Genomic DNA, 12,588 nt, shown 5'->3' on the forward strand with positions numbered 1-12,588 from the left:
GGCTGGCGACACCATGGGCAGTGCTTCATCGGGGGCTCATGCGAGGCCTCGCAGCGCGGTTCGCCGCCGGTTCGACCTGCTCATTCGGGAGGCCGCCAAGTTCGGGGCGGTCGGTGGGGCGGGGCTGCTCGTCAACCTGCTCGTGTTCAACCTCGTACGCAACGTCACCGGGTTGCAGGTCGTGCGGGCCAGTGTCATCGCCACGGTCGTCGCGATCGTCTTCAACTACATCGGGTTCCGCTACTTCACCTACCGGGACCGTGACAAGGGTGGGCGCACCAAGGAGCTGACGCTCTTCCTGCTGTTCAGCGCGATCGGGCTCGTCATCGAGAACGGGGTGCTGTACGCGGCGACGTACGGGTTCGGGTGGGACAGCTCGCTGCAGAGCAACGTGTTCAAGTTCCTCGGCATCGGGATCGCGACGCTCTTCCGGTTCTGGTCGTACCGCACGTGGGTGTTCCAGGCGCTGCCGGCGCGGGAGGCCGTGGCGAGTGCGGAATCGTTCCTTGACGCGGGGGCGGAGTCGCGGCCGCGGGCCAGGGTGAACTGAACCTCAGCGATTCGCCCGCTCCGCGACCGACGCCTCCCGCCGCTCCGCGCCACCTCTTCGCCGCTCCGCGGCGGGGGTTTCCCACCCACCCACCCGTGCGGGTGGGGCGTGGGGCTGGGGATTGGGGCTGGGGTTGAGTCCAGGGCTGGGGCTTGGTCCAGGGCTGGGGCTGAATCGCGGGGCAGGGCTGTATCCCGGGCGGGGCTGAGACCGGAGCTGGAGCTGAGATCCGGGCCGGAGCTGGATCCCGAGTGGGGCCGAGGCCCTAACTGGAGCCGAGGCCCGAGCTGGAGCTGAGACCTGGGCTGGAGCTGAGACTCGGGCTGAAGCTGAATCCCGAGCTGGAGCCGAGAACCAGGCTGAACCCAAGGTCCAGGCTGAAGCCGAGACCCGAGCTAGAGCCGAATCCCAAGCTGAACCCAAGGCCCAGGCTGAAGCCGAGACCCGAGCTAGAGCCGAGTCCCAAGCTGAACCCAAGGCCCAGGCTGAAGCCGAGACCCAGGCTGGAGCCGAATCCCAAGCTGAACCCAAGGCCCGGGCTGGAGCCGAGACCCAGGCTGGAGCCGAGACCCGAGCCGGGGCCAACACCCGAGCTGAAGCTGAGACCGGGCTGGAGCCGAGACCGGAGCTCGAACCGAGACCCGAGCCGGGGCCAACACCCGAGCTGAAGCTGAGACCGGGCTGGAGCCGAGACCGGAGCTCGAACCGAGGCCCGGGCTGGAGCCGAGACCCGTGTCAGGCCCCGTCGGTCTCCGCTCTACCGGACCGTTCGCTCGTCCTCTTCCGTCATCGGTGGTCTCTTCATCGGTGTGCGGGACAGGAACAGGCCGAAGACCGGAGGCTGGGCCTGGAGCATCTCCAGGCGGCCGCCGTCGGCCTCCGCCAGGTCGCGGGCTACGGCGAGGCCGATGCCCGTGGAGTTGCGGCCGCTGATCGTGCGCTCGAAGATGCGGGCGCCCAGGTCGGTGGGGACGCCGGGGCCCTCGTCCGTGACCTCGACGACCGCCTGGTTGCCGGTGACGCGGGTGCGCAGGGCGACGGTGCCGCCGCCGTGCATGAGCGAGTTCTCGATCAGCGCCGCCAGGACCTGGGCGACCGCGCCGGGGGTGCCCACCGCCCGGAGGTGCCGTTTGCCCGAGCTGACGATGGCGCGGCCCTCGCTGCGGTAGGCCGGGCGCCACTCCTCCAGCTGCTGCTTGATGACTTCGTCGAGGTCGAAGGAGACGGCCGAGCCGGTGCGCGGGTCGCGGGCGTTGGTGAGGAGTCGTTCCACCACGTCCGTGAGGCGTTCCACCTGCGTCAGCGCGATGGTCGCCTCCTCCTTCACCGTGTCGGGGTCGTCGGTGAGGGTGATCTCCTCCAGGCGCATGGAGAGCGCCGTGAGAGGCGTACGGAGCTGGTGGGAGGCGTCGGCGGCGAGGCGGCGCTCGGCGGTCAGCATCCGTGCGATCCGCTCCGCGCTGCTGTCCAGGACGTCGGCGACACGGTCCAGCTCGGGGACGCCGTACCGCTTGTGGCGCGGGCGGGGGTCGCCGGAGCCCAGCCGTTCCGCGGTCTCGGCGAGGTCGGTGAGCGGGGAGGCGAGGCGGTTGGCCTGGCGGACGGCCAGGAGCACGGCGGCGACGATCGCGAGCAGGGCGACCGCGCCGATGATCAGGAGCGTACGGCCGACTTCCCTCGTCACCGACGAGCGTGGCTCCTGGATGGTGACCGTCTCGCCCTCCTCGCCATCGGCGGTGTAGTGGATCACGTCGCCGGTGGGCTCGGTGCCGACCTCGATGGGCGGGCGGCCGGGGATCCTGATCACGGCGTAGCGCTGGTCCGTGACCTGGTTCTTGAAGGTCTCCGCGGTGATGTTCTCGTCGCCGAGGATGCGGCTGTCCACGATGCTGGCGAGGCGGAGTGCCTCGGAGTCCACGCGTTCCTGGGCGCTGTTGCTGATCGTGCGGGTCTCGACGATGACGAGGGATACGCCGAAGACGGCGATCACGACGAGGACCACGGCGAGTGTGGACTGGATGAGACGGCGACGCACGGGGCCCTCCGGGCAGGTGGCTGTTCGTGCTCCAGTGTGCCTTGCCGCTGCGCTGGGCTGGAGTGGGAGTTTTCGCCCCCGGCGCTCCTACCCGTCCCATCCTTCCGGGGCTCCGCCCCAGAACCCCGGGTGGTTCGTCGGCTGCGGGGCGGTGGGGCTGGGCGCGCAGTTCCCCGCACCCCTAAAGGCAGGGCTTCGCCCGGGGTTCTTTTAGGGGCGGTGGGAACTGCGCGCCCAGCCCCCACCCACCCGCAGCCAAACAAACAACCCCTACCCGCCCCAACCCAGCGGAGCGGATCAGCTCTTCTCGAAGCGGAACCCGACGCCCCGTACCGTCGCGATGTACCGAGGGTTCGCCGCGTCGTCGCCGAGCTTCTTGCGGAGCCAGGAGATGTGCATGTCGAGGGTCTTGGTGGAGGACCACCAGGTGGTGTCCCAGACCTCGCGCATGAGTTGGTCACGGGTCACGACGCGTCCGGCGTCGCGGACGAGGACCCTCAGCAGGTCGAACTCCTTGGCCGTGAGCTGGAGTTCCTCGTCGCCCATCCAGGCGCGGTGCGACTCGACGTCGATCCGGACGCCGTGCGTGGCGGGCGGCTGCTGGGGCTCGGCGGCACCGCGCCGCAGCAGCGCCCTTACGCGGGCGAGGAGTTCGGCGAGCCGGAACGGCTTGGTGACGTAGTCGTCGGCGCCCGCGTCGAGGCCGACGACGGTGTCCACCTCGTCGGCGCGCGCGGTCAGGATGAGGATCGGGACGGTGTGTCCCTCGGCGCGCAGCCGGCGGGCCACTTCAAGGCCGTCCATTCCGGGCAGGCCCAGGTCCAGGACGACCAGGTCGACGCCGCCCTGCATTCCTGCGTCGAGCGCGGTGGGGCCGTCCTCGCGCACCTCGACCTCGTAACCTTCCCGGCGCAGTGCGCGGGCCAGCGGCTCCGAGATGGACGCGTCGTCCTCGGCGAGCAGTACACGGGTCATGGGGTGATGGTAGTCCGCCTCGGACGACGGCTGTGGGGTGATCGGCCTCCGTGATTCACACCCGCCACCCGTGTGATTCTTACCTGCGGCTGTGGGATGCGATCCTGGCAAGCGCCTTCGAATGCGCGATCTTGGTTCCATGATCGCCTGTGATCCATCTCTCAAGTCCTTCCATATGCCGCATTGGCATGTCGTATGGTGACCAGACGCCTGTAGCACCACACCGGGACCTTTGGCGAGCTATTGACGCTAAAGGTCTCTTTTGTGTGCGGGCTGGTGTTCGCCAGCCTTGAAAGGAATGACCTGTGGCCGGGCCCGAGCGCATCGATGCGTGACGGGCGTGGATCCCGGTGGTCGTCGTCCACCGTTTCGTAATCCGGAGCGGACTCCCCCGTGGGCGTTGGGGGCGGACGATCGAATCCCGCCGGTGCCGGCCGCCCCCCACCGGGCGCGCGACGCTCAAGCAGCGCGTCCCGACCAGCAAGGAACAACCATGGCGTCCAGCCTGACGAAGGACTCGGTGACTCCGGGCACCCCCGGTTCCGAGAGGACCTTCTTCGGCCACCCCCGCGGACTGGCCACCCTCTTCATGACCGAGATGTGGGAGCGTTTCTCCTACTACGGCATGAAGGCACTGCTCCCGCTGTACCTGGTGGCACCGGGCGGCCTGCACATGAGCGCGGCCTCCGCGACCGCGATCTACTCGGTGTATCTGTCGCTGGTGTACCTGCTCGCCCTGCCGGGCGGCTGGTTCGCCGACCGTGTCCTCGGCCCCCGCAAGACGGTCGCCGTCGCGGGCATCATCATCATGCTGGGCCACCTCACCCTGGCCCTGCCCTCCGCCGGCACCTTCTACGCGGGCCTCGGGCTCGTCGCGATCGGTTCCGGTCTGCTGAAGGCCAACATCTCCACGATGGTCGGCCACCTCTACGACGGCCCGGACGACCCGCGCCGTGACGGTGGCTTCACCCTCTTCTACATCGGCATCAACCTCGGTGCCTTCGCCGCTCCGCTGATCATCGGCACCGTCGGTGAGAACGTGAACTGGCACCTGGGCTTCGCGCTCGCCGCGCTCGGCATGGCCCTCGGCCTCGCCCAGTACCTGCTCGGCAGCCGTCACCTCAGCGCGCGTTCCAGCGACATCCCCACGCCGCTGTCCGCCGAGGAGAAGGCCGCGACGCTGCGCAAGTCCGCGATGTGGGCCGCCGTCGCCGTCGTCTTCTACTGCATCGTCGGTTTCTCGGGCCACTACACGCTGAACTGGCTGCTGGTCCCGATCACGATCGCCGGTCTGATCATCCCGATCATGGTCATCGCCCGTATCAAGCGGGACAAGGACCTGAACCGCATCGACCAGAAGAAGATGTCCGCGTACATCTGGTTCTTCGTCGCCGCGGCCGTCTTCTGGATGATCTACGACCAGGGTGGTTCGACCCTGTCGATCTTCGCCGACTCCTCCGCCGAGAACACCATCTTCGGCTGGGAGTTCCCGGTCTCCTGGTACCAGTCCGTCAACCCGGTCATGATCATGGCGCTCGCCCCGGTCTTCGCCTGGGCGTGGCTGGCGCTGAACAAGCGCGGCAAGGAGCCGAGCACGGCCACGAAGTTCGCGTCGGGTCTGATCCTGATCGGCGCGTCGTTCTTCCTCTTCCTGGCCCCGCTGGCGATCGCCCAGGACGGCCACAAGGCCGCCGCGATGTGGCTGGTCGCGATCTACTTCGTGCAGACCGTCGGTGAGCTGACCGTTTCCCCGGTGGGTCTGTCGGTCACCACGAAGATGGCTCCCGCGAAGTACGCCTCCCAGATGATGGGTGTCTGGTTCCTGGCCGTCACCGCCGGTGACGCCACGACCGGTCTCCTCTCCATCGCCGAGGTCGACCTCAACAAGACGGGCATCGTCGCCCTGGAGGCCACGCTCGCCGTGCTCGCCGGTGTCGCGGTGTGGATGTACCGCAAGAAGGTCAAGGAGCTCATGGGCGACGTGCACTGACGCACGCGCGTAACGCTTCCCCTGCCGGAGGGCCCCGCACCGAGTGGTGCGGGGCCCTCCGGCGTCCCATCCCGTTCCTGGGGGCTCCGCCCCCAGACCCCCAACAGATTGCGCAGTTCCCCGCGCCCCTAAAAGGGGCGCGGGGAACTGCGCAATCTGTTGGACCAGCCCCCTACCCACCCGCACCCGACCCACAACCGAACGGGGTCGAAGGGGCAGAGCCCCTGGGGATGGGACGGGTAGGGGCGGCGGGGGCGAAGAAGCTCCCGAGCTCAGCGCAGGCGCCGCCTCGGCATGAACGTGAAGACCGCTCCACCGAGCAAAATCGCCGTGCCGGCCACAAAGCCGAGGGCCCGAAGCCCGCCGTGATCGTTCGCGCCGGTCTCGGCCAGGCCTCCGCCGGAGGAGGAAGAGGACGAGGTAGAGGACGAGGACGAGCCCGACGTCGTCGCGCCGGAGACGCCGCCCGCCTGCTTCTGGACGTCGAGTTCCAGTGAGACACCGGTCTTTGTCGCCTTGCAGGGAATCGTGATCGGGTCGGCCCCGGCACTCAGCGTCACGACGATCGTCAGATCGCCCGGGCTGAGCGTGGCCTTGCCGTCCGCTCCGGGCTTGTACGTGCCCGTCATATCGCTGAGCGAGACCGGGTCGCCCGTGTTGAGGGCGTCCTTGTTGGCAGGGCCCTCGACCGTGACCGAGCCGCTGTCGTCGCCGCCGACCGTGATCACCATGGAGGGCTTCAGCGCGCCTGCGGGCAGCGGTGCGGGGCTGTCCATCACGCCCTCGGCGGTCTTCACCGTGAGGTCGTAACTCCCGCCGTTCTTCTTGGCGTTGATCGTCGCCGAAGAGTCGATCTTGGAGGGTCCGGGCGAGGTGCAGGCGAAGGACGTGGTCACCGTCTTGCCTTCGAAGTCGGTCTGACCGTCATCGCCACCGGAGGTCGAACCACTGGACGTCGTGCCACCGTCGGTCGTCGTGCCACCGTCGGTCGTGCCGCCGGTCGTGGTTCCACCCGAAGTCGTACCGCTGGTGTCACCGCCCGTCGTCGTACCCCCGGAGGTGGTCGTCCCGCCGGAGGTCGAGCCGCCCGAGGTCGTCGTATCGCCCGAACCGCCCCCGTCGTCCGTCACCTTGATGGTGGCGGCGGCCGGCACCGTCTCCTGGGGTGTGCACTTGGTGTCCGTCGAGTAGGCGGTGATGGTGTACGCGTCCGGGGTCAGCGTGACATCGCCCGCCGTCGTCAGCTTGATCTTGCCCTTCATGTCGGACAGCACCATGTCGCCGCCCTTGGGAATCGCCGGGTTCTCCTGCGGCCCCTCCATCGCGATGTCCTCGGTCTGCGCACCGGACGCCTTGAGCGTTCCCGTGGGCTTGACCGAGTCCTTCGGCAGGTCGATGAGGTCCGGATTCTTGGACGCCGCCTGAACGAACTTCCACACGACCTCGACCTCGTCACCCACCTTCGCCGTCGCCGGTGCGGTGATGTCCACCTTGGTGGTGCCCTCGACCGGGTCCAGGCCGGAGGCCGAGGGCGGTATGCACTCCGTCTTGAACGACACCTCGGCGGCCTGTGCCGGGGCCGCGGTCACACCCAGCAGGATGCCCGCGCCGCCGAGCATCAGCGCGACCCCGGCCGCGCTCATTCTCCGTCCGGCTGCCGGTACCACTCTCCGTTGCGTGCTCACGTATTTCCCTTCGTCGTCGGGCTGTTCTCTTGCGGTGCGGAGAGCTGACCGTTCGCCACGGTCCCCGGATCGCTGTCGGGTGTGAACCACGGCAGGGAAGGGGTCGTGGAGGTCTTCGATGACACCGGCGGGGAGGCCGGCGAGGGACTCAGCTTCGGTATGCGTACGGTGAGTTCGGGCAGCCGGAAGCCCCGGTGCCGGCCGCCGCGCCCGTTCGGCCTGTGCGGCCTGTGCGGCCGCACCCGGTCCACCACGGCCATCCCGATACGGAACACCGCGCCCGGCACGACCACGCAGAGCAGGATCCAGAAGAGGGTCACGCCCCAGGGGCGGCCCACGCCCCACGGCTGTTCGGCGAGCACCTTCCCGCCGTACTTCAGCGAGACCGTGTAGTCGCCGTGCGCCCCGGCCGACAGTTCGACCGGGAGTTTGATCTGTGCCTTACGGCCGGGCGCGATGGTGCCGCGCCACTGCTGTTCCTCCCACTGCGGGGCGAACACCCCGTGGGAGGTGCCGACTTGGAAGACGGGGTTCTTCACGGGGGCGGTGCCGACGTTGCCGACGGTGAAGACGAGTGTGCGGGAGGGCGGCGAACCGAACCAGGTGAGCAGACCGCTCGACCCGTCGAGGCGCGTGTCCGTCAGCACGGAGAGCCGGCCGCCGCTCTCCTCCTTCGGCAGCGGCTCGACCGAGTGCCCGGCCACCATGAAGATGGCGTCCGCGTCCGCCTTCTCCCCCGTGACCGTGGCGACATGCACCACGCACGGACACGGCTTGGGCGGCTCGGTGACCGGCAGCTGCTTGCTGAAGTTCCCCTTCGCGTCGGTGGTGACGGCCCGGCCGTCGGAGTTGGCACAGGAGTTGGTGCCGCCGATCACTCCCCGGGACGGCACGGACTGCCCGCAGATCAGCATCATCAGCAACGTCTTCGGCCGCCAGCCACTGCCGGTCACCGTGATCGAACCGCCCGTCCCCGCCTGGGACTTGGACAGTTTCACGCTCGGCTTCCCGGCGGCGGACGCGGCGGACACCGGCCCCACCAGGGGGGCCAGGACGAGCGCGAGCACCGCCACGAGTGCCGGAATCCTCAGTTTGCCGCGCACGACACCGCTCACGACACCGTTCACGACACGGCTCCCGTCAACTCGACTTCCGTACGCGGCTCTTCACTCGCCCCACCGTCCGCCGTACGACGCCCGTGCCGCCGTACGCCCTCTCCCGTACGACGCCTGTGCCGCCGTACGGCCCACCAGGCACCCACCGCCGCGAGGACACCTCCGAGCCCGGCCAACGCGCCCCACGGCACGAACCGCGCCGACGCGGTCGCCGTGTCGTGCGCGCCGCCCGCCGCCGTCACCGTCAGCCGTACGTCGACCGCGTCCAGCGCCGGGGTGTCGTGCCACGGCTCGCTGAGCGTGACGCGGCGGCCCGGCAGGAGTTCGACGGGCAGGGTGCGCGGGGCGCGGTCGAGGAGCGCCCCGAAGACACCGTCGGCGTGCACCGCGAGTTTCGGGGTCAGGACGGTGGTGCCGCGGTTGACCAGTTCGTACGAGATCCGGCCGCCGCGCACGGTGACGTGCTCGACGGTGAGCGCCGACAACGTCGGTCCGTTCACCCGCAGTTGGACCCGCACCGCCGCGGACCGTCCGCCGCCGCTCGCGACGATCGCGCCGGGGTGGTCGCCGGGTGCCGCGCCCGCCGGGACGCTCAGGGTGAACGGCACGTCGGCGCGGGTGTGCGCGGGGACCCGTACGGACACCGAACGCACCGCCGCGCGCCGCCCGTCCGTCTCCTGCGCGAAGCCGATCCACGCGCCCGTGTCCGTCGACTTCGTCCGTACGGTGAAGCCGCCGCCCGCGGTGTTGTCGGCGTCCGCGCCGCGCAGCCGGACGGTGAGCGGCTGCGCCCCCGGGTTGAGCACCGACACCGCGTCCTGGAGGACCGTGCCGGGCACGCCCTCCGCGTAGACGTACGGCCGGCCGGCCGCCGCGTCCGGTGTACTCGTGGACGGCACGACGGACCAGCCGTCGTCGGCCAGGGCCAGGGTCGCCGGTGCCGTGATCGACAACATCAAGGTCAGGCCCAGCACGCGGGCAGCGGAGAGTGCGTACGGCATCGAACGGCTCCTGATCGTCGTACCCGGAGATCTCAGCGGCGTGCCGCCTGATGCCTCCGCGTCAGCCACAGGACGCCCGCCGCGCCCGCGAGCAGTACCGTGCCGCCGAGCGTGCCGAGGGCGATCGCCGAGTCCTCGGGGCCGGTCTGCGGGAGCTGGCCGCCGGAGTCCGAGCCGCTCTGGGTCCCGCCCGTCGACGAGCCCGAACCGCCGCTCGCGGCCGTGACGTCGAGGGTCAGCGAGGGCTTGGGGCTGTTCGAGGGGGTGCACGTGGTCGTCGTACCGAGCGCCTTGATGGTGAGCACGCCCGCGGTGAAGGTGACCTTGCCGGACTTCTTCGGCGTGTACGTGCCGCTCAAGTCACTGATTTTGATGGGGGTGTTGGCGGGGATCGCGGCCGCGTTGGCCGGTCCGCTCATTGCCACCGTGCCACTGTCGGCGCCGCCCAGCTTGATGACGGCGCTCGGCTTCATCGCACCCTTGCCCAGCTCGACCGGGCTGGAGGAGACGCCCTTCTGCCAGGACATGGTGAGCTTGTAGCCGCTGCCGCTCTTGACGCCCTTGATGTCGATGGGCGAGACGGCGCTCTTGTCGCCGATCGGCGTCTTGCACTGGTAGTTGACGTTCACCACGGCGGCCTGGGCGGCGGGGGCGGCCATCAGCACCGCCGAGCCGGCCAGGGCCGCGGCGGACGCGAGCGCGGCGGTTCGTTTCTGGTACGTCCGGTACGACACCTCGAAGTCCCCTCGTCGCCGAAATAACTGACGGCATTTACTGACGGCACATCAGATTGGGCGCTCAAAGTACGCCCGGTCACTTGTGGAGGGAAGACAAAGTGCGCGCCGGATCTGAGGAGATCCGGCGCGCATACGATGACGTACGAAGAGAGATTCGAACGCTGGTCGAACCAGGGGTAACCCCTGGTAGGAGTTACGTGGGGCTACGCGGGTGCCCCGAGTTCCGCCCACACGGTCTTGCCCGCGACCCCCGGAGTCCGTACGACCCCCCAGTCGAGGCACAGCCGCTGCACGATGAACATCCCGTGGCCGCCGGGGCGTCCGGCGCGGTGCGGGGTGCGCGGGGCGGGCTGGCCGGCACCCCGGTCGGAGACCTCGACGCGCAGCACCTTGCTGTCGCAGGCGATCCAGAGCTCTTCCGGGCCCTCGGCGTGCAGACAGGCGTTGGTGACGAGTTCGGAGACCACCAGCAGGACGTCCTCGGCGGCGGCCCGCCGGTCGGCGCTCGCGGCGGGCAGCCAGCCCCACGCGTACAGCGCCTGACGGGCGAAGTCGCGGGCGAGCGGTACGACACCGCTCGCGCCGTCGAAGCTCAACCTGCGGGCCTGGCGGCCGGCTGAGGGTACGTCGGGGGCGGCGGAGGGTACGTCGGCGGCGCCGTCGCCCGGCTCCGGGCCGCGGTCGTCCGGCGAGTAAGGCCGGGTGGTGCTCATCAGCGCTTCACCTCACCGATTCACCAGTTCATGATTCAAGACTCGACACTCAGTACGTATGGATCGACGGCGCGTTCGCCGCCTGGGCTGTCGACACATGCGCTGCCGACATATTCAGGATGTCTCCTGCCCGACCGAACCGTGCGAACACCCACGTTTCGGCACGGAACATGTGACGCGAGTAACGCGAGCAACGCGCGGATCGCACAGGGGCAGCCGGGGCGCAGCCGCGGCGGAGGGGTGAGCGGCCGGGGCCGCTCAGTCGGCCAGGGCCGCTTCGAGCGTCTCGTGGACGGTGAAGACGGCGTCCACCCCGGTGATCTCGAAGACGCGGGCCACCACCGGCTGCATCCCGGTCAGATGGACCCCGCCACCCGCGGCCTCGGCCTTCAGCCGGGCGCCGAGCAGCACATTGAGCCCGGTGGAATCACAGAACTCGAGGCGCGAACAGTCGACGACCAGGCGGGCGAACCCTTTTTCCAGGCAGTCGTCGAGTGGCTCACGCAACACATCGGCCGTGTAGTGATCCAACTCACCCGCGGGGGTCACGACGGCGCTTGAGCCCTCTTCCCGCACCTCGACAAGAAGCCGGCCCGACTGTGCGCTGCCGACCGTCCCGCGGTCCATGCCGTCCATCTCCCGAGCGTCGCGACTGCTGGTGTACGCCCTCGAACACTACGCCTTCCTCACACACCCCGACACCCGAACAACCGCCTACAAACGGACATTTCGCCACACATCGCACTTGCGGCGGCGCCGCGAAAGCGGGTAGGGCTAGTAGAGACACCTATTCACCACGACCGGCTTCGGAGGCGCCGCACACCGCAGCGCACGCATTGGCATCGGCGGCCATATGCCGAGAACGATGGAGGACACCATGTCACCCCGGCTCGACGCATCGCAGACCCAGACGGCGACGTCGACACCCTCTCCGGAAGGACTTGAGGGGCTCCCGGAGATTCCCCCGTACGACGAGGTGGGGCCGGTGGACGCACGGGCCCTGTCCAAGACACTCTTCGAGCGGCTGGAGTCCCTCGAAGAGGGCACCCACGAGTACGCGTACGTCCGCAACACGCTCGTCGAACTCAACCTCGCGCTGGTCAAGTTCGCCGCCTCCCGCTTCCGCTCCCGCAGCGAGCCGATGGAGGACATCATCCAGGTCGGCACCATCGGCCTGATCAAGGCGATCGACCGCTTCGAGCTGAGCCGCGGCGTCGAATTCCCCACCTTCGCGATGCCGACGATCGTCGGCGAGATCAAGCGCTTCTTCCGCGACACCTCGTGGTCCGTGCGCGTACCGCGCAGACTGCAGGAACTCCGCCTCGACCTGGCCAAGGCCGGCGACGAACTCGCCCAGCGGCTGGATCGCGCCCCGACGGTGGGCGAGTTGGCGGAGCGCCTCGGCATCACCAACGACGAGGTCGTCGAGGGCATGGCGGCGTCGAACGCCTACACGGCCAGTTCACTGGACGCCCAGCCCGAGGAGGACGACTCCGAGGGCGCGCTCGCGGACCGCATCGGCTACGAGGACCACGGGATCGAAGGCATCGAGTACGTCGAGTCCCTGAAGCCCCTGATCGCCGAACTCCCGCCGCGCGACCGGAAGATCCTCGCTCTGCGCTTCGTCGCCAACATGACCCAGTCCGAGATCGGCGACGAACTCGGCATCTCGCAGATGCATGTGTCGCGGCTGCTGTCGCGGACGCTGGTGCGGCTGCGGAGGGGTTTGACCGTCGAGGAGTGACAGCCGTACGTCAGTTGTGAGCCGGCCGTAGGCCGTCGACCGC

At 69.3% G+C, this 12,588-nt stretch carries 11 protein-coding genes; 3 read left to right on the forward strand and 8 right to left on the reverse strand.

Annotated elements, in window-relative coordinates; all coding sequences use genetic code 11:
• The first annotated feature begins 13 nt into the window (after positions 1 to 13).
• Entirely contained in the window at positions 14 to 550 is a 537-nt protein-coding gene (locus tag AB5J50_RS20770; RefSeq protein ID WP_327429232.1) for a GtrA family protein, read from the forward strand.
• 757 nt (positions 551 to 1,307) lie between these two features.
• Here the strand turns inward: AB5J50_RS20770 and AB5J50_RS20775 are convergent.
• Positions 1,308 to 2,585, reverse strand: a complete 1,278-nt coding sequence (locus tag AB5J50_RS20775; RefSeq protein ID WP_369259942.1) for an ATP-binding protein — start codon at positions 2,583 to 2,585, stop codon at positions 1,308 to 1,310.
• A gap of 297 nt (positions 2,586 to 2,882) precedes the next feature.
• Positions 2,883 to 3,560, reverse strand: coding sequence for a response regulator transcription factor (locus tag AB5J50_RS20780; RefSeq protein WP_018566970.1), 678 nt, complete (start codon positions 3,558 to 3,560; stop codon positions 2,883 to 2,885).
• A gap of 493 nt (positions 3,561 to 4,053) precedes the next feature.
• Between AB5J50_RS20780 and AB5J50_RS20785 the strand changes: the two genes are divergently transcribed.
• Entirely contained in the window at positions 4,054 to 5,550 is a 1,497-nt protein-coding gene (locus tag AB5J50_RS20785; RefSeq protein WP_369259943.1) for an oligopeptide:H+ symporter, read from the forward strand.
• A gap of 272 nt (positions 5,551 to 5,822) precedes the next feature.
• Here AB5J50_RS20785 and AB5J50_RS20790 read toward each other — a convergent pair whose 3' ends face one another.
• From AB5J50_RS20790 to AB5J50_RS20815, 6 genes are all read right to left on the reverse strand, one after another.
• On the reverse strand, positions 5,823 to 7,193 hold the full coding sequence (locus tag AB5J50_RS20790) for a hypothetical protein (protein WP_369259944.1): 1,371 nt from the start codon (positions 7,191 to 7,193) through the stop codon (positions 5,823 to 5,825).
• Between the two features lie 38 nt (positions 7,194 to 7,231).
• A complete protein-coding gene (locus AB5J50_RS20795) occupies positions 7,232 to 8,338 on the reverse strand; it encodes a hypothetical protein (protein WP_369265456.1) in 1,107 nt (368 codons plus the stop codon).
• A gap of 20 nt (positions 8,339 to 8,358) precedes the next feature.
• A complete protein-coding gene (locus AB5J50_RS20800; RefSeq protein ID WP_369259945.1) occupies positions 8,359 to 9,351 on the reverse strand; it encodes a hypothetical protein in 993 nt (330 codons plus the stop codon).
• Between the two features lie 32 nt (positions 9,352 to 9,383).
• Positions 9,384 to 10,085, reverse strand: a complete 702-nt coding sequence (locus AB5J50_RS20805; protein ID WP_369259946.1) for an LPXTG cell wall anchor domain-containing protein — start codon at positions 10,083 to 10,085, stop codon at positions 9,384 to 9,386.
• A 206-nt stretch (positions 10,086 to 10,291) separates the two neighbouring features.
• Positions 10,292 to 10,801, reverse strand: coding sequence for an ATP-binding protein (locus AB5J50_RS20810; RefSeq protein WP_369259947.1), 510 nt, complete (start codon positions 10,799 to 10,801; stop codon positions 10,292 to 10,294).
• 258 nt (positions 10,802 to 11,059) lie between these two features.
• Complete coding sequence (locus AB5J50_RS20815; RefSeq protein WP_327435054.1) at positions 11,060 to 11,428, reverse strand: STAS domain-containing protein; 369 nt, start codon at positions 11,426 to 11,428, stop codon at positions 11,060 to 11,062.
• Between the two features lie 238 nt (positions 11,429 to 11,666).
• On the opposite strand from AB5J50_RS20815, the gene AB5J50_RS20820 reads away from it, so the two are divergent.
• On the forward strand, positions 11,667 to 12,545 hold the full coding sequence (locus AB5J50_RS20820) for an RNA polymerase sigma factor SigF (protein ID WP_369259948.1): 879 nt from the start codon (positions 11,667 to 11,669) through the stop codon (positions 12,543 to 12,545).
• Positions 12,546 to 12,588: the final 43 nt, after the last annotated feature.

Origin of the sequence: Streptomyces sp. R35, assembly GCF_041053035.1 — a bacterium.
Lineage (GTDB): Bacteria > Actinomycetota > Actinomycetes > Streptomycetales > Streptomycetaceae > Streptomyces > Streptomyces lutosisoli.